Below are 17,050 nucleotides of genomic sequence, written 5' to 3'. Positions count from 1 at the left end.
CTATGCGCTGCGTGGTCGGCCGCGCTGGTCCGCGCTCGAACTCGAATCATCGATCGCCCGCAGGATCTTCGACTCGAGGGTGGTTGGCGGATTCACCGCGGCGGTCGCGCTCAGTGCCGCCAACGTGCCCCGGATACGCCGCACCGCGCCGGCGAACGCCGCTGCGGTGCCGGATTCGGCTGTCGCGACGCGGTTTTCGATGCGCCTGCGCTCGATCTCGGCCACCGCGTCCATCGCGTACGGGTACGCCAGATCGAGCAGATTCGCGCGACACGGCTCGGCGCCGGTCATCGCCGGTCACCTTCGACCGACCCGACCGGCAGCCCTGGGTGCGCCGATCGCGGCCTCGCCGCGACCTCGACGCACGAACGGACCGCCGACTCCGCAGGCGTACGACCATGCGTGGATGGACCCGCACCGCGGTCTCGGCGCACCTGCCTCGTGCCAACCCGCATGCCTTGACTTCGCGGCGCACCGTCTCGCGGATTGGATTCTCGCCATATTCGCACCGAAAACGGGTACGCTCCTCGTCCGCCGAAGTCCTTCCGATGGTTACGGCCCGGAACGTCGGCGGACGCGCCGGGGGCCGCCGCGCCCGCGCCCGCTTTCCGACGCAGAGGAGATCACCGATGCGCACCGAGCTCCGCGACGAGCGTGGCGTCCCGCTCGAACACGTCACCGTGGCGCTCGGCTGGGATCCGGCCGCCCGTTCGCGCTTCTTCGGCCGGCGCGAGGAGATCGATCTCAACGTCGCGGCCTTGCTCTTCGCCGCGGACCGGCTCGTCGACGTCGTGTACCACGAGCAGCTCAGCTCGACCGACGGGGCCGTCCGCCTGCACGGCGACAGCATCACCGGTGAAGGCGAGGGTGACGACGAGATCATCAGCGTCGATCTGTCCCGTCTCGCCGCGCAGGTGACGACGGTGTTGTTCCTCATCACCTGCTACACCGGCCAGACCTTCGAGCGGATCGCGAACGCGTACTGCCGCGTGATCGACACCGTGGCGGGCACCCAGCTCGCCCGCCACGAGCTGACCGGCGGCGGCTCGCACACCGGCCTGGTGCTCGGCCGAGTGCGTCGCACCGAGGGCGCCTGGCACTTCCAGGACGTCGGCGCGGGCTTGCGGGCGCGGCACCCGATCGAGGCGATTCCGCTGCTCGGCCCGTACATCGAATGACCTCGTAGCGATTCGGCTTGCGCCGCAACGGCTTCGGTTTCATCGCGAGCTACGGTCCGGCGCCGGCCGCTTCGCGCGTCGCACGCCCCTCCCCCGCCGGACCGGCCGCGGCGTCCGATTGGAATTCGGACGCGCGGGTAGTCGCCGGGCAGGAGGTGTGACATGCCGAAGGAGGTCTCATGACCGGGACGACACAGGTTCGCCCGCCCACGAACGCACGGTCGGTCAGCGAACTGGTCGAGGACGCCACCACCCAGGTGTCCCGGCTCATCCGCGACGAACTCCAGCTCGCTCGCGTCGAGATGCGGGAGAAGGGCAAACGGTTCGGCCTCGGAGCGGGCCTGGCGGGCGTGGCGGCGCTACTGGCGTTCTACGGCGGGGCGGCGTTGGTCGCCGCGGCGGTGCTCGGCCTCACCGAGGTGCTGCCGGGCTGGGCGTCCGCGCTGATCGTCGCGGGCGCGCTGCTGGTGGTCGCGGCGGTGCTCGGTCTGGCCGGGAAGAAGAGCGTCGAAGAGGCGAATCCGCCGATCCCGCAGGAAGCGGTCGAGGGCGTTCGCGAGGACATCGAGGTGATCAAGGACAGGAGGCGGGGATGAGTGACAGCCGACCCGGGGCCGAGCGGCCCACCGACGACGTCGCGGCCCTGCGGCGCGACCGCGACCAGGCCAGGGCAGATCTCGGGCGCACCGTCGAAGAGCTCGGCCACAAACTCGATGTGCCCGCGCGCAGCAAGGAGAAGGCGCACGACGCCGTCGAGGCGAGTCAGCACGCGGCGTCCGAGGCGGCGCTCACCGTCGCGGACAAGGCCCAGCAGGCCAGGACGGGCGCGGCCGAGCTCGTCCACCGAGTGGCGGCGGCCACGCCGGAGCCGGTGGCCGAACGCGGCAGGCAGGCCGGTGGCGCACTGCGCGCCCATCCGATTCCCGCGGCCCTCGGCGCGGCGGTGCTCGCGGCCGTGGTCTGGCAGATCGTGCGGAGGCGGCGATGAAGACGCTCTACAAACCACTCGGCCTGCTGATCAGCGTGCTCGGCGGCCTCGCGGCGAACGCCGTGTTCACCAAGGTGTGGAAGCAGATCACCGGTGAGCGGCAGGCCCCGACGTCGACCGCGCGGGATCATTCCTGGCGCGAGGTGCTTTTCGCCGCGGCATTGCAGGGCGCGGTTTTCGGCCTGGTCAAGGCCGCGATCGACCGCGCGGGCGCGACGGGCTACGAATCGCTCACCGGCACTTGGCCGGAATAACGCGGCGCATCGCCGCAGCTCGAAATCACTGCCGCCGTGACTCGACATTCTCGAGTCACGGCGGCAATTCGGTGTGCGTCCGCATCCCGGCATTATCGTGAAGCCGCACCGGTCACCGAGGTCGATCGTCCGCCTCGGCGGTGCACGACGGGCATGCTTCGTCGGGCCGCTGATGGGATCGGCCCCTTCGGTCGGCTCTTGTGTCACGGCGCCGCCGAGCGACGGTCGGGGGAGCTGTCGGACCGGCGCAAGGAGCTTGTCCGGCCGCACGAGACCGCCTGGTCGGAGGCGCGAGCGGGCGCACAGTGTGATTAGCGCACGACGGGATGGGGTAAGTTGGCCGCGGAGTGGTCGCTCTCTGCGCCGAGAAGCCGTGCGCAAGAGACGTGAACCGGAGCGGAGGTCGACGTGGCGTACTGCCGAGGACGCGTCGCCGGCACGGGAGGTGGATTGTGAGTTCCGAAAGCGCGCCCCGGGCGCTGGAGGTCGAGGTGCGGTCGGCGGAGGACACGGTGGTCGTCACCGTGCACGGCGAGATAGACATGGCGTCCGCGCCGCGCTTGCAATCGGCTCTCGACGAGGCGCTACGCGACGCACCCGCCGCCGTCGTGGTGGACATGACCAACGTCGGGTTCCTCGGCTCCGCCGGGCTGAGCGTCCTGCTGGCGGCCTCGGAAGCCACCGGCTCCGGTGGCTTGCGCGTCGTCCCCAGCGACGCCGCGCGCAGGCCGATCGAGGTGACCGCGCTGGACCGGTTGCTCACGGTGTTCGACTCGGTCGAGGACGCGCTCGCGGTGAACGAGACCCAGGCGCCGAACTGAGCTTCCCGGCACCGCATCGGTGCCGCTCAGCCCGCGACGCGGTTTCGACCCCGTGTCGCCGGGTATGTGACCGGTCGTCGGCACCGTGTCGACTTGAGCGCACCGGGAGGAGGCCGTATGGCAGAAACCCGCGAACACCGATTGGTGGGAGTGCCCGCGGTGGCGGCGTTGGCGGATCTCGGATTCGCCTCGGTCGCCTCGGGTGTCATCGCCCGGCGCAGGCCGGTGCTGGGCCTGCTGGAACGCACCGGAGCCGATTCCAGGGCGATCGAGCGCGTGCGGCAGTTGCGGCGCGAGTTCGGCGCCGGCCCGGTCGAGCTCGTGGTGCCGGGTCGCCGGATCGTGGTCGTTCTCGATCCACATGACGTGGGACGGGTGCTGGCCGACGCGCCGACGCCGTTCAGTCCGGCGAATCGGGAGAAGCGCGCCGCGTTGCGCCAGTTCCAGCCGCACGGCGTCCTGCTCTCGGAGGGACCGATCCGTGACCAGCGCCGCGCCGTGAACGAGGCCGCGCTGGACTCGGCCGAGCCGCTGCATCGCCTGGCCGGTCCGTTCGCCGAGGCGATCGCGGAGGAGGCGCGCGAGTTGATCCTGTCCGCCCTGCACCGCGGCCACCTGGACGCGCGGCAGTTCACCACGCGCTGGTGGCGGCTGGTGCGGCGGATCGTGCTCGGCGAGCGAGGACGCGACGACACCGTGCTCACCGACGAACTCTCCCGGCTGCGCTCGGCGGGCAACTGGTCGTTCCTCGCGCCTGCGCATCGCAGGCAGCGCGACCAGTTCACCAACCGGCTGTACCGCCACGTGGAGTCCGCTTCGCCGGACAGTCTCGCCGGAGCGTTGGCCGCGGTGCCCGCGGGCGGCGCCACCGATCCGGTCGGGCAGATACCGCACTGGTTGTTCGCCTTCGACGCGGCGGGCATCGCGCTGAGCCGGGCACTGGCGGTGCTGAGCACTCACCCCGAGCACCAGGCCCGCGCACTCGCCGACGCCGTCGATCCGGAACGCGTCGACCTGCGCGGTTATCTGCGCGCCTGCGTCCTCGAGTCGGTGCGGCTGTGGCCGACCACACCCATGCTGCTGCGCGACATCACCGCCGATACCGAGTGGCGCGACGGCGACGAGCGCTTCACCATCGCCGCGGGCGCCGCGCTGATGATCGCGGTCCCTGCGTTCCACCGGGATGCCGAACTGCTGCCCTTCGCCGACCAGTTCGTCCCGGAGATCTGGCTGGACGGCCGCGCGGAGCAGTATCCCCAACTCGTGCCGTTCAGCGCGGGCCCCGCCGACTGCCCCGGCCGCAACCTGGTGCTGTTCGTCACCAGCACGCTGCTCGCGCACTTGCTGACGTCGGCCGACTTCCGGCTGCGGTCCACGCCGCGCCCCAACCCGGACGCTCCACTGCCGGTGACTTTGAACAATTTCGGGCTCGACTTCACCGTCGAGCCGTGCATGACCCAAGCGGGCTAGGCGCTCGGCACGGAGGCACGATCGGCCGCGCCACCGGACGGAGACCGGGAGCGGCCGATCGCACCACTCACGCAGACGCGACTACCGGACCGCGCCCGCGACACCGCCGATGAGGCCGCCGAGCACGCAGCCGGGGAACACGCCGATGATGAGGAAGATCAGACCGACCACGGCGCCGATGGCGCAGCCGATCAGCACGCCGCCCAGGGCACTCCCGGCATCACCGACGAACTGCGGCGCACCCGGCTCCGGAATGGCGGCGCCGACCGGAGTCAGGGTCAAAGTCGTTGCGTCCGCGTTGATTTCCGGAGCAACCGCGACCTGTTGCCCCATCGCGGATCGCAGAGTGGTCGGCACCGTCGCCACCACCTCGCCGTCCGGCGCGAGCACGGTGATCACGTCCGGTGTGACGGCGAACGTGCCGGAGGCGAGCGTCAGCGTCGCGCTCGACCGGTCCGGCGCGACGACGACGGAGGAGGCCACGACGTCGTCGCCGAGCGCGGGATCGTAGATTTCGGCCTGCCCGTAGGCGGTAGCCGCCGTGACGCCGGTGGCGGCAATGGTCAGCAGCGTGGTCGCTACCAATTTCCTGAACTTCATGAGCTTTCCCATCCTCAGCAGAATCGATCTGTCGTTACCTGGGTACAGCCATGGAACATCAGCGATTATAGACGTTACACATCACTGCTTCGGACAGTTGGCATTCCCAAGATGCCCTGCACGACAGCGCATTTCGTGACGAATCCGGAAAATGGGATGGCGGACCCTACTCCAGCTCCCCTTCGGTCTCCAGGTAGACCTGCCGCAGCCGATCGAGCGTGTCCTGTTCGGGACGTTCCCACAGTTTCCGCTCGGCCGCCTCCAGCAACCGTTCGGTGATCCCGTGCAGCGCCCAGGGATTGGACTGCTCCATGAACTTTCGGTTCGCCTCGTCGAAAACGTAGCTCTCCGTCAGCTTTTCGTACATCCAGTCGGCCACCACGTTGGTCGTGGCGTCGTAGCCGAACAAATAGTCGACGGTCGCGGCCATTTCGAACGCGCCCTTGTAGCCGTGCCTGCGCATGGCTTCGAGCCAACGAGGGTTCACCACCCGGGCCCGGAACACCCGTGCCGTCTCCTCCGACAACGTCCGGGTGCGCACCGCGTCCGGGCGTGTGCTGTCGCCGATGTAGGCCTCCGGGTTCTTGCCGGTCAGCGCACGCACCGTGGCCACCATGCCGCCGTGGAACTGGAAGTAGTCGTCGGAGTCGGCGATGTCGTGCTCGCGGGTGTCGGTGTTCTTGGCCGCCACGGCAATCCGGCGATACGCGCCGCGCATGTCCTCCGCGGCGGGCGCGCCGTCGAGATCGCGCCCATAGGCGTAGCCGCCCCAGGTGGTGTAGACCTCGGCGAGGTCGTCGTCGGTCCGCCAGCTCTTCGCATCGATCAGCTGCAACAGGCCCGCCCCGTAGGTGCCGGGCTTGGAACCGAAAATGCGGGTGGTGGCGCGCCGCTGGTCGCCGTGCTCGGCGAGATCGGCCTGGGCGTGCGCGCGGACGTAGTTGTCCTCGTGCGGCTCGTCCAGATCGGCGACCAGGCGAATCGCGTCGTCCAGCAGGGCGAGCACGTGCGGGAAGGCGTCGCGGAAGAAGCCGCTGATGCGCACCGTGACATCGATTCGAGGGCGGCCGAGTTCCGCGAGCGAGACCACCTCGAGCGTGCGGACGCGGCGGCTGGCCTCGTCCCAGACCGGCCGCACGCCCAGCAGCGCGAGCACTTCGGCGATGTCGTCGCCGGAGGTGCGCATCGCGGAAGTACCCCAGATCGACAGACCCACCGACCGCGGGAATTCACCGTGGTCGGCGTGGTAGCGCTCCAGCAGGGATTCCGCCATGGCCTGCCCGGTCTCCCAGGCCAGCCGGGACGGCACGGCCTTGGGATCGACCGAGTAGAAATTGCGCCCGGTCGGCAGGACGTTGATCAGGCCGCGCAACGGCGACCCGCTCGGGCCTGCCGGGATGAACCCCCCGTCGAGCGCGTGCAGGACGCGGTCGATCTCCACGCCGGTCTGCCGCAGGCGCGGCACCACCTCCGTGGCCGCGAACCGCAGCACCAGGCGCACCTGCGGGTCATCGGCGATACCGTCGACCGCCTCCGGCGACCAGTCCGCCGCCTGCAACGCCGCGACCAGCGCGCGGGCGCGAGCCTCCACGGCATCCACGCGCTCACGCGCCTCGCCTCCCGACTCGTCGAGGCCGAGGGCTTCGCGCAGGCCGGGCACGGTGCGCTCGCCACCCCACAGCTGACGCGCGCGGAGCATGGCCAGCACCAGGTCGAGTTCGCTCTCCCCGGCCGGAGCCGAGCCGAGGACGTGCAGGCCGTCGCGGATCTGCACGTCCTTGATCTCACACAGCCAGCCGTCGACGTGCAGCAGCATGTCGTCGAAGGATTCTTCGTCCGGACGCTCGGCGAGGCCGAGGTCGTGGTCCATTTTCGCGGCGCGCATCAGCGTCCAGATCTGCTGACGGATCGCGGGCAGCTTGGCCGGGTCCAGGGCCGAGATGTTGGCGTGCTCGTCGAGCAGCTGCTCCAGTCGCGAGATGTCGCCGTAGGTTTCGGCGCGAGCCATCGGCGGGATCAGATGGTCCACCAGGGTGGCGTGCGCGCGTCGTTTGGCCTGGGTGCCCTCGCCGGGATCGTTCACCAGGAACGGATAGATCAGCGGCAGATCACCGAGAGCGGCATCGGTGCCGCAGGAGGCCGACATACCCAGCGTCTTGCCGGGCAGCCACTCCAGGTTCCCGTGCTTGCCCAGGTGCACCATCGCGTCGGCGCCGAAACCCTCGGGCGCGCTGAGCCACCGGTAGGCCGCCAGATAGTGGTGGCTGGGTGGCAGATCAGGGTCGTGGTAGATGGCGACGGGATTCTCGCCGAAACCGCGCGGCGGCTGCACCATGAGCACGACGTTGCCGAAACGCAATGCGGCGATGACGATCTCACCGGCCGGGTCGGCGGATCGGTCGACGTAGAGTTCGCCCGGCGGCGGGCCCCACGCTTCGACGACGGCCTCGCGCAGGTCGCCGGGCAGGGTGTCGAACCAGGCGGTGTAGGTCGCCGCGCCGATGCGGATCGGGTTCCCCTCCAACTGTTCGGCGGTCAGCCAGTCGGGATCCTGGCCTCCGGCGGCGATCAGGGCGTGGATGAGCGCATCCCCGTCCTGTTCGTCCAGGCCGGGAATCTCGCCGGGTGCGCCCAGATCGTAACCGGCGGAGCGCATTTCGGTGAGCAGGCGGATCGCGCTGGCCGGGGTGTCCAGACCGACGGCATTGCCGATGCGGGCGTGCTTGGTCGGGTAGGCCGACAGCATGACGGCGATGCGCTTGCGTTCGGCGGGGATGTGACGCAGCCGCGCGTAGCGCGTCGCGATGCCCGCGACACGGGCGGCGCGCTCGGCGTCGGGGACGTAGGTGGACAGGCCGTCGGCGTCGAATTCCTTGAACGAGAACGGGACCGTGATGATCCGCCCGTCGAATTCCGGCACCGCCACCTGGGTGGCGACGTCCAGCGGTGACAGCCCGTCGTCGTTGGCCTCCCACTGGGCGCGGCCCGTGGTCAGGCACAGTCCTTGCAGGATGGGCACATCCAGGTCGGCGAGCGCGCCGACGTCCCACGCCTCGTCCTCGCCACCCGCGGACGCGATGGCGGGCTTGGTGCCGCCCGCGGCCAGGACCGTCACCACCAGCGCGTCGGCGCGGCGCAACGTTTCGAGCAACGCGGGTTCGGCGGTGCGCAGCGACGCGCAGTACAGCGGCAGCGCCCGCGCGCCCGCCTGTTCGATCGCGGTACACAGGGCGTCGACGTAGGCGGTGTTGCCCGCCAGATGCTGGGCGCGGTAGTAGATCACCGCCACGGTCGGCCCATCGGGATGCTCAGCGGCGACCCGATCCAACTCGCCCCAACTGGGCAGCTGGATCGGCGGCTCGAAGCCGTGGCCGGTCAGCAGCACGGTGTCGGACAGGAAATTGTGCAGCTGGCGCAGATTCTCCGGGCCACCGGCGGCCAGGTAGTTGTGCGCGTCGGCCGCGACGCCGCCCGGGACGGTGGAGCATTCCATCAATTCGGCGTCCGGGGCGATCTCGCCGCCGAGGGCGACGAGCGGGATCCCGCTAACGCGCAGCGCCTCCAGCCCCTCTTCCCAGGCCCGTTTGCCGCCGAGAATGCGCACGATCACCAGATCGGCGCCGTCGAGCAGGCCGGGCAGGTCGTCGACCAGCAGGCGAGCCGGATTTCCCCACCGATAGTCGGCTCCGCTGGCGCGGGCACTGAGCAGATCGGTGTCGGATGTGGACAACAGCACAATCACGGGTGGCAGCCTTCCTCGGGTGACGCGCCCATCGGGGGTTCGCTGCTCGCCGGGGAGGGTCTGGCTTTCCACAGTGGCGCGACCGCACCGGACTTTCACCGGTTTCCTCGTCGTCCGCCGAGCACGCCGATGCTACCTGCCGTCCGGATCGTCCTCGTCCACGCGCCCCGCTCGATCAGCCGCGACGGTCGCGGTCGCTCGCCCCGGCTGCCAAGAAGTCGTCCACGAGTCGTGCGCAGTCGGCGGTGCCGATCGGTTCGAGCCCGACCAGCCTTGCGAAGACGATCGGACCGACGAGCTGGGTCAGCGCGAACGTCACGTCCGGATCGCCGAGTTGGGCGCGCACGTCCGAATCGCCGAAGAGCTGGTCGAACGGCTTGCGGTACTGCTCGATGAGCCGCCTGCGCAGCGAGGTGAAGTCCGGACCCGCCCCGGATTCGCCGCGCTCGCCGGTGGCCAGCCACGCCGGCGTGGATATCTGCAACGGGGCCTCGTTGACGACCGCCGCCTGCCTGCTGAGCAATTCGATCAGCCGTTGCCGCAGCGGCCCGGCGCCTCGATCACCGGGTGGATCTACGTCTGTTCGCCGATCGAGGGTCCCGCTCCGGCACCGCGTCGGTGACCTTGCAGTTCTGCATATGCTTCGGGACCTTCCTGCTGATGGTCCAGTTCCTGCAGCTGATCCTCGGGTACCGGCCGATCGTGTCGGCGCTGGCGATGGCGCCGATGATGGTGGCGGTCTCGGCGGTGGCGCCGCGCCTCGCCGAGCGGGTCGGGTCGCGGCTCCCGATCGCGGGCGGGCTGGTGACATCGGGATAGCGCTCGTCGCGCTCTCCCGCGTCGAGGTCGACACCACTTACGTCGACCTGCTCTGGCCGTTCCTGGTCATGAGCACCGGCACCGGCCTGTGCACCGCGCCCGCGACGGCCGCGATCATCGCGGGCACCCCGGTGGAGAAACACAGCGTCGCCGCCGCGGTGAACGACGCGGCGCGCGAAGTGGGCGCGGCGGTCGGCATCGCCATCGCCATCGCCGGCAGCATCCTGGCCGCCGGGTACAGCCACCGCATCGCACCCGCCCTGCCGCAGCTGCCCGAGCAGATTCGCGAACCGGTCGGCGACTCGCTGGACGCGGCGCTGCAGGTCACCGAGCGGATCGGCCCGCAAGCCGCGCCCCTGGCCGACTTCGCCGAATCGGCCTTCGTGCACGGCGCCCAGCAGTCCGCGCCGGCGCTGGGCATTGTCACCTTCGTCGCCGCGGCCCTGATCGGGGTGTGGGCGCCGGGGCGCTCACGCGCGACGGCGAAACCGGCGCCGACTCGACCGGAGACGCCACCGACGACGACACCGTGACGACCGCGCGCCGGTGACACCCGCACGACCGATCACACGACGGCCGTGCAGGATTCGCGCGGGCCTAGACCAGGTCGGCGTTCCCGTCGATCACCTTGAGGTGGTAGTGGAACCGGTTGACCCGCCACCCCTGCGATGTGCGCTCGACGCCGAGGGAGTAGCTGCCGACGAAGGTACGGGTCTTGCCCTCGGTCGCGGCATTCTTGACGTGCACCGCGATGGCGTCCGCGTGCACGCGCGCCGCGTCGCCGTCCAGATCGATGAGATGGTTGCCCGACTGGTGGTGCACCCCGTCGAGGTCGGCGAGCCCGGTGCGCCAATCCGCGATGATGTCGGCGGTGGCACGCTCCCCTACCGGCCCGCCGAAACCGCCGTCGAAATCGACGGTCGGCGTGAACACCTCCGCCGACAAGTCTTCCCAGCGCTTCTGGTCGGTGTACACGAACATCTTGGTGATCACATCGACGATGGCGAGCCGGTCGGCGAGAGTGGAAATTTCGGACATACGCCGACCTTAGTCGGCGGGCCCGTCCTATGCCTTGCGGACCACCCCGCCGAGCAGTACCAGCCCGGTTTCCGGCAGGTCGTCGCCGAGCCACTGTTGCAGGGGAACCACACCGGGCTGGAGTATCTCGAACCCCTCGAAGAACGACTCGACCACGGCCGCAGACCGATAGACCACCTGGGCCGAGGATTTGGCGGTATCCGACGACGACTGGTCGATGAAGTCCGAATTGCTGTCGTCGGAGCCGTGCGTGAACGCCAGATAGCTTCCCGGAGCCATGATCTCCCGCAGCCGAGCGACGATCTCGGCCGGGCCTTCGTCGTCCATCACGAAATGCAGGACCCCGACGAGCGTGATCGCGACCGGCTCGTCGAAGTCGATCGAACCACCGCTGCGCAGCCGGTCGATGATGTCGTCCGGACGGCGAACGTCACCCAGCATCGCCGTCACCCCGTCCGCTTGCGCCAGCAGGGCATTGCAGTGCGCGTAGACGACCGGGTCGAAATCGACGTACACCACCCGCGCCGAAGGGTCGGTCTTGTGGGCGACCTCGTGCACGTTCGGTGACGTCGGGATACCCGCGCCCAGATCGATGAACTGCCGGATCCCCGCCTCGGCGGCCGACTGGACCGCACGCACCAGGAACTGGCGACTGAACCAGGCCAAGGTTCGGGTATCCGGGGCGATGGACAGCATGCGGTGCGCGACCGCCCGGTCCACCTCGTAATTGTCTTTGCCGCCCAGGAGATAGTCGTATACCCGCGCGGAATTCGGCAGGTTCGGATCGACGCCGCGCGGTGCTCGCTCCATGCCGGACACCGTACCTCCCGATCGCCCCGATCATGATCCTAACAAAACAGTCGCGGGCCGTCGCCTCGGTTCTCGGCCCTGAAAAGGCACTCGCGTACCGAATGACATTGCGGGGAACGTTGTTTCAGGCGCTGTCGAGCACGCGCGCACGGACTCACTCGCCGCCCGCCGCTAGCAACTCCGTTCGCGCCATCAGCTCATCCGCCACCGGGCGGGGGCGGCGACCCAGACCACACGCGCAAGCGAGGCCGTCGATCGGACGGCCCAGCGCGTTCTCGATGATCCGCAATGTCTCCGTCTGCTGTGCCTCGGTAGGAACGTCGTGCACGAACCCCGCGTAGAAATTCGTACCGGCATCGAGGGCCAATTTCGCCAAAGGCGCATAGAATTCCGCTTTCTCCGATGGAGGTACGTCGCCCGCCGCGAGCGGACCGTGCACGTATTCCAGGACGCGCCCCGGCGGCCAATGGCCGACGACGGAATTGGCCAGATCGACCAGCGGCCGGGCATCGCGCAACCGGCCTCGTGCCTTGTTGCGCAAACTGCCGAGGCACAGGTGCACCCCGAAACGGGTGCCTTCGGGGGCGGCCGCGGCCAGGGCCGCGATCCCCTCCCCCAGCCCCAGCACCCGATCGGTCAGCCGGTGCAACGGCTGTGACTTCGCCATGAGCACCAGTTCCGCGGTGGCTTCCAGCTGCACGACGACGTCGTCACCGGCGAGCTCGCGAATGGCCGTGATGTCCCGCACGGTGGCGTCGAGGAAGGCGCGTCGATGCCGCCGTACGCCGGCGGCTCCCATCGCGATGAACGTCAGCGTGAAATCGGTCGGCATGCCGATCTGGAGTGCGAGACCGGGCAGGTCGTGCTCGGCGCGCAGTGCGCGAAAGATCGGCAGCGCCTCCTCGGCCTCGCCGAGATAGCCGAGATCCATGGCTTCGCTGGGCAATTCGGCGCCCCGCGCCACGCGGTGGATCGTCCGCTGCCTGCTCGAGCCCCACGTCCCCTGCTTCTTCACCGCCAGGACCCCTTGGTCGACCAGGTCTTCGATGATCGGCTGGATGTAGAACTCGTAGCGCCGGGTCTCCCCCGTCGGCAGGGTACGCAGTCGCGTCCCCGCACTGTCCAGCATGGCCCGCATCGCGACGTCCGTGCTTTCGGCCGGAAAACTTCCGACGAAGTGCACCGTCCGCGTACCCGCCCCTTGTCCCGTCGCACCCACGTTTCCGCGCTCCTTGTCCATCGCGTCGTCCCGGACATCCGCTGTCCCGAAGCGATATCGGGCGCGGCCGAGTACACGCGTGCGGCATCAACTATGCGATAGCCACGGAACATTGTGCGCGGTATCGCCGTTCGCCGGGCAACCAGCGGCACGATCCGCCGGGACTGGCGGCATACGGCCATGGGCAGCACTCGCGATCGACGGCGTTCACGAATATCCGGAGCCCGTTGGCGTCCGAGGCAGCACGTGGGTCGCACACCGAAATCGCCTGCTGGAAAATGTTTTACGGACGCCACGCGGGACCGGATCCGGCGTCCGCGGGTATTGCGCGCGGCGAAGTTCACGCATAGCCTGCGTCGCGTGCGAACCTCGCTACGGTCGATCGCCGTGTCCGCGGCGGCCATACTTCTCTGCCTGACACCGAGCACTGCCCACGCCGAAGACACCGCGCCGGGTCGTTGCACAGCGGTCTCCATCCCCGTTCCGCTCGGAGAGATGGCCGGATCCTTGTGCACCCCCACGGCGCGCGCCACCGACACCGTCATGGTGCTGATCGCGGGTTCCAACTACAACGCCACGTACTGGGATTTCCCCTACGCTCCGGAGACCTACAGCTTCCGGCGGGCGATGAACGCCGCGGGCATCGCGACGCTGGTGGTCGACCGGCTCGGCAACGGTGCGAGCACCCGCCCACCGAGCGCGCAGGTGACGGCGACGGTCTCCGCCCGCGCCCTGCACGACATCGTCCGGTCCCTGCGCGCCGGACTTGCGGGCGCGCCCCCGTTCGGCAAGGTCATCACCGGAGGTCATTCCCTCAGTTCGGGCATCGATGTCCTGGAGGCGACCACCTACCAGGACGTCGACGGCGTCCTGCTCACCGGTTACTCCCACGCGCTCAACGTGTCCGAGGTGCTCGGCGTCATCTCCACCTACCACCAGGCCGCCGAGGATCCACAATTCGCCGGGCGCGGTTACGACGCGGGCTATCTGGCGACGCGGCCCGGTACCCGCGCGGCCGATTTCTTCGCTCCCGAGACTGCCGACCCCGAAGTTCTCGCGGTGGACGAGGCCACCAAGGAGGTCTTCTCGCCGACCGAGTATCCCGACGGCCTGACCTCCACCCTTCCCCCGATGAGCAACTTCATCGATGTCCCGGTTCTCGTCGTCAACGGCAGTCGGGACCGGCTCTCGTGCGGCCCCGCGTACGCCGTCTGCGCGGATGCCGAGACATTGCGCGCCACCGAAGCGCCGTTCTTCGGCCCGGCGGCACGACTGCGCACCTTCGTGCTGCCCGGCAGCGGGCATTCGGTCAATCTGGCGCGCAACACCGCCGAATACCGGGCCGCCGTCGTCGACTGGGTGCGTTCGATCGGGCAGTGACCGGCCGTTCCGCCCGGCAGCCGCGTCCGTAGGCTGGAGTCGCTATGACACGACGTGCTCCTGATTCCTGCCCGGGCGTACTGCGGCTGCACGAGGCGGCCGACGGGCCGTTGGCCCGGATTCGCGTGCCCGGCGGTCGCCTGGAGCCCGCACAGCTACAGGCACTGGCGGAGGCCGCGCACGACCTGACGGACGGCAATATCGAGCTCACCTCGCGCGGCAACGTCCAATTGCGCCGGGTGAGCGATGCCGCAGCGTTGACCGACCGGCTCGTGGCCGCGGGTCTCCTGCCGAGCACCACGCACGAACGGGTGCGCAACATCATCGCCTCGCCGCTGTCCGGCCGGATCGGCGGCCTGGCGGACGTGCGCCCGCTGGTTCGCGCGCTGGACACCGGCCTGCTCGCGGCGCCGCGGCTGGCCGACCTGCCCGGCCGGGTGCTGTTCACCCTCGACGACGGACGCGGCGATGTCAGCGGCCTCGGCCCCGACATCGGCGTGCACGCGGTCGGGGCAGACGAGTTCGCGCTGCTGCTGGCGGGCGGCGACAGCGGCCTGCGGCTGTCCGCAGCCGACGCTGTGGACGTCGTACTCGCCGCCGCGCAAGCATTCCTGGATCTGCGCGGCGCGGACCGCGGCCGGTGGCGGCTGCACGAGATCGAACACGGCGCCGAACGCGTCATCGATCGCCTCGGCTCGGCACCGAGCGCCGATGAACTCGAATTCCCCGCCACACCGGACATTCCGATCGGCTGGCTGCAGCAGGACGACGGATCGGTCGCCCTCGGCATGGGCGTTCGCCTCGGCTCCCTGCCCGCCCGCACCGCCGAATTCCTCGCCGCGGTCGAACGACCGGTCTTCCTCACGCCGTGGCGCAGCCTGGTGGTCACCGACCTGCCGGAGTGGACCGCCGAGCAGGTGGTGCGCGTGCTCGCGCCGATGGGCTTGATCTTCGACGCCGACTCGCCCTGGCTGCTGGTCAGCGCCTGCGCCGGGCAGCCGGGCTGCGCGAAGTCGCACACCGACGTCCGAGCCGACGCGGCGGACGCCGTCGGCGCAGGCCGGGTGCTGCCGGGGCCCGCCGATCCGCTCGGCCTCCCGCGGACGATGTCCGCCGCGGAGGTCGCGGTGGCCGGCCGCCAGCACTGGTCCGGCTGCGATCGTCGCTGCGGCCGTCCCCAGGGGGAGGTCACCGACATCGTCGCCACGAGCGAGGGTTATCGCGTCGACCGGCCGCCCCGCGTTCCCTGAGATTCCGGCAGGTCACCCGCCATGGATCTCGAGGGTGCAGCATTTGACGGAGCCGCCAGCTTTGAGCAGCTCGGACATCTCGATCCCCACCGGATGGAAGCCACGGGCACGCAGGGCTTCACTCAGGTCGGTGGCCGCGCTGCTGAGGAAGACGTTCGCGCCGTCGCAGACCCCGTTCAGCCCGAGCACCGCCGCGTCCGCGTCGGTGGCCACGATCGCGTCGGGGTAGAGCTCCGCCAGCACCGCGCGCGCCGCCGGGCTGAAGGCGGGCGGGTAGTAGGCGATGGTCGCGGCGTCCAGCGGAAGCAGCACCGTGTCCAAGTGGTAGAAGCGCGGATCGACCAGTTCCAGCGACACCACGGGCAGACCGAAGTGGCGCGACACCTCCTCGTGCGCGGCAGGTGAGCTGCGGAATCCCGTTCCGGCCAGGAGCCGGTCGCCGACCAGGAGGAAGTCGCCTTCGCCTTCGTTGCATTCCGCGGCGGCCACCAGGTTCGCCACGCCGGACCGGGCGAACCAGGCGTGGTAGGCCGGGCCTTCCGCGGCACGCTCGGGGTGCGTGAAGCGAGCCGACATGGCGCGGTCGCCGACGATCAACCCGCCGTTGGCGGCGAACACCATGTCGGGCAGGCCCGCGACACCGGGCACCACCTCCACGGTGTGCCCGTGTTCGGCGTAGGTGGCGCGCAATCTCTCCCACTGCGTGATGGCCAGCGAGCGGTCGACGGGCTCGGCGGGATTCATCCAGGGATTGATGGAGTAGGTGACGTCGAAGTGGTCGGGACGGCACATCACGAACCGGCGCGGCGACGAACGTCGGGCGGTGGACTCGAGGGGGAGGGTGGCTACAGACGTCAACGGAACTCCCGGCAGTGAGCGTGGACTTTCAGCTGTCATGACGGTAAGTCGCCTAGCATTGCGCTAGAAATGACGATTCATTGCGTATGGAAGGCAAAAATCAGCGAATTGTTGTGCAAGGCGAGAGAAGGTGTGACGTGGACGACCTCGACCGGCGGATTCTCGAGCAATTGCTGAAGAATGCGCGGGCTTCGTTCCAGGAGATCGGCGGCGTGGTCGGATTGTCCGCGCCCGCGGTGAAACGGCGAGTCGACCGGCTGGTGGCGGGCAAGCAGATCACCGGGTTCACCGCGCTGGTCAATCCCGCCGCGCTGGGCTGGAAGACGGAGGCGTACGTCGAGGTGTACTACCGCGACAACATCTCCCCGGCCGAACTCAAACGCAGTCTCGAACCGATCCCGCAGGTGGTCGGCGTGTGGACGATCGCGGGCGAGGCCGACGCGCTGGTGCACGTGATGGCCACCGACATGGCCGAGATCGAGGTGACCGTGGAACGGATCAGGGAGAACGCGCGCGTGGGGCGTACCCGCAGCGCCATCGTCATGTCCCGGATTCTCGAGCGTCCGCGGACCTGATCCGGCGGCCCCGCCCCTCGGTGTCCGGCCGCCGGGCCCGGGATGCGA

The 17,050-nt window shown here is 69.7% G+C and carries 19 protein-coding genes; 11 read left to right on the top strand and 8 right to left on the bottom strand.

All coding sequences use genetic code 11. The features are described from left to right. A complete protein-coding gene (locus ABZ824_RS06905) occupies positions 1–291 on the bottom strand; it encodes a hypothetical protein (RefSeq protein WP_356962099.1) in 291 nt (96 codons plus the stop codon). 338 nt (positions 292–629) lie between these two features. On the opposite strand from ABZ824_RS06905, the gene ABZ824_RS06900 reads away from it, so the two are divergent. The 6 genes from ABZ824_RS06900 (at position 630) to ABZ824_RS06875 (ending at position 4,711) form a co-directional block, all read left to right on the top strand. Next, positions 630–1,178 carry a TerD family protein gene (locus ABZ824_RS06900; RefSeq protein ID WP_356962098.1) on the top strand — a complete coding sequence of 183 codons (549 nt, stop codon included), beginning with the start codon at positions 630–632 and terminating at the stop codon, positions 1,176–1,178. 179 nt (positions 1,179–1,357) lie between these two features. Continuing rightward, positions 1,358–1,774: a phage holin family protein gene (locus ABZ824_RS06895; protein ID WP_356962097.1), complete on the top strand. Its 417-nt coding sequence runs from the start codon at positions 1,358–1,360 to the stop codon at positions 1,772–1,774. Beyond that, positions 1,771–2,166: a DUF3618 domain-containing protein gene (locus tag ABZ824_RS06890; protein ID WP_356962096.1), complete on the top strand. Its 396-nt coding sequence runs from the start codon at positions 1,771–1,773 to the stop codon at positions 2,164–2,166. Before ABZ824_RS06895 ends, ABZ824_RS06890 begins: the two co-directional genes overlap by 4 nt. Further along, on the top strand, positions 2,163–2,420 hold the full coding sequence (locus ABZ824_RS06885) for a DUF4235 domain-containing protein (RefSeq protein WP_355077613.1): 258 nt from the start codon (positions 2,163–2,165) through the stop codon (positions 2,418–2,420). The genes ABZ824_RS06890 and ABZ824_RS06885 overlap by 4 nt, the downstream gene beginning before the upstream one ends. A gap of 452 nt (positions 2,421–2,872) precedes the next feature. Further along, positions 2,873–3,241, top strand: a complete 369-nt coding sequence (locus tag ABZ824_RS06880) for an STAS domain-containing protein (RefSeq protein ID WP_355077611.1) — start codon at positions 2,873–2,875, stop codon at positions 3,239–3,241. A 117-nt stretch (positions 3,242–3,358) separates the two neighbouring features. Beyond that, positions 3,359–4,711 carry a cytochrome P450 gene (locus ABZ824_RS06875; protein ID WP_355077609.1) on the top strand — a complete coding sequence of 451 codons (1,353 nt, stop codon included), beginning with the start codon at positions 3,359–3,361 and terminating at the stop codon, positions 4,709–4,711. An 81-nt stretch (positions 4,712–4,792) separates the two neighbouring features. Here the strand turns inward: ABZ824_RS06875 and ABZ824_RS06870 are convergent, their stop codons facing one another. The 3 genes from ABZ824_RS06870 to ABZ824_RS06860 all read right to left on the bottom strand — a co-directional run bounded on the left by ABZ824_RS06870 (position 4,793) and on the right by ABZ824_RS06860 (position 9,537). After that, entirely contained in the window at positions 4,793–5,311 is a 519-nt protein-coding gene (locus ABZ824_RS06870) for a hypothetical protein (protein WP_356962095.1), read from the bottom strand. Positions 5,312–5,477: 166 nt separating this feature from the next. After that, on the bottom strand, positions 5,478–9,053 hold the full coding sequence (cobN, locus tag ABZ824_RS06865; protein ID WP_356962093.1) for a cobaltochelatase subunit CobN: 3,576 nt from the start codon (positions 9,051–9,053) through the stop codon (positions 5,478–5,480). A gap of 175 nt (positions 9,054–9,228) precedes the next feature. Then, positions 9,229–9,537, bottom strand: coding sequence for a hypothetical protein (locus ABZ824_RS06860; RefSeq protein WP_356962092.1), 309 nt, complete (start codon positions 9,535–9,537; stop codon positions 9,229–9,231). 83 nt (positions 9,538–9,620) lie between these two features. Between ABZ824_RS06860 and ABZ824_RS06855 the strand changes: the two genes are divergently transcribed. Together ABZ824_RS06855 and ABZ824_RS06850 are read left to right on the top strand one after the other, a co-directional pair. Further along, complete coding sequence (locus ABZ824_RS06855) at positions 9,621–9,872, top strand: hypothetical protein (protein ID WP_356962090.1); 252 nt, start codon at positions 9,621–9,623, stop codon at positions 9,870–9,872. Between the two features lie 68 nt (positions 9,873–9,940). Next, complete coding sequence (locus ABZ824_RS06850) at positions 9,941–10,405, top strand: hypothetical protein (protein ID WP_356962089.1); 465 nt, start codon at positions 9,941–9,943, stop codon at positions 10,403–10,405. Between the two features lie 64 nt (positions 10,406–10,469). Here the strand turns inward: ABZ824_RS06850 and ABZ824_RS06845 are convergent, their stop codons facing one another. The 3 genes from ABZ824_RS06845 to ABZ824_RS06835 form a co-directional block, all read right to left on the bottom strand. Continuing rightward, complete coding sequence (locus tag ABZ824_RS06845) at positions 10,470–10,910, bottom strand: nuclear transport factor 2 family protein (RefSeq protein WP_355077603.1); 441 nt, start codon at positions 10,908–10,910, stop codon at positions 10,470–10,472. Positions 10,911–10,937: 27 nt separating this feature from the next. Further along, positions 10,938–11,720, bottom strand: coding sequence for an SAM-dependent methyltransferase (locus tag ABZ824_RS06840; protein WP_356962088.1), 783 nt, complete (start codon positions 11,718–11,720; stop codon positions 10,938–10,940). Positions 11,721–11,874: 154 nt separating this feature from the next. Further along, positions 11,875–12,939, bottom strand: coding sequence for a hypothetical protein (locus tag ABZ824_RS06835; RefSeq protein WP_356962086.1), 1,065 nt, complete (start codon positions 12,937–12,939; stop codon positions 11,875–11,877). A gap of 495 nt (positions 12,940–13,434) precedes the next feature. Here ABZ824_RS06835 and ABZ824_RS06830 point away from each other — a divergent pair, with 495 nt between their 5' ends. Next, positions 13,435–14,319, top strand: coding sequence for an alpha/beta hydrolase (locus ABZ824_RS06830; RefSeq protein ID WP_356962085.1), 885 nt, complete (start codon positions 13,435–13,437; stop codon positions 14,317–14,319). Positions 14,320–14,363: 44 nt separating this feature from the next. Then, positions 14,364–15,569, top strand: a complete 1,206-nt coding sequence (gene cobG / locus ABZ824_RS06825) for a precorrin-3B synthase (RefSeq protein WP_356962083.1) — start codon at positions 14,364–14,366, stop codon at positions 15,567–15,569. Between the two features lie 12 nt (positions 15,570–15,581). Here the strand turns inward: cobG and ddaH are convergent, their stop codons facing one another. Beyond that, positions 15,582–16,427: a dimethylargininase gene (gene ddaH / locus ABZ824_RS06820; protein ID WP_356962081.1), complete on the bottom strand. Its 846-nt coding sequence runs from the start codon at positions 16,425–16,427 to the stop codon at positions 15,582–15,584. Positions 16,428–16,564: 137 nt separating this feature from the next. Between ddaH and ABZ824_RS06815 the strand changes: the two genes are divergently transcribed. After that, positions 16,565–17,002 (top strand): Lrp/AsnC family transcriptional regulator, encoded by a 438-nt coding sequence (locus ABZ824_RS06815; protein WP_043726335.1) that lies wholly within the window; start codon positions 16,565–16,567, stop codon positions 17,000–17,002. Positions 17,003–17,050: the final 48 nt, after the last annotated feature.

The sequence above is a fragment of the Nocardia sp. NPDC047038 genome, assembly GCF_040644075.1.
Lineage (GTDB): Bacteria > Actinomycetota > Actinomycetes > Mycobacteriales > Mycobacteriaceae > Nocardia > Nocardia sichangensis.
The sequence above is the reverse complement of the archived record's forward strand: the minus strand, read 5'-3'. Positions and strand labels throughout refer to the sequence as shown.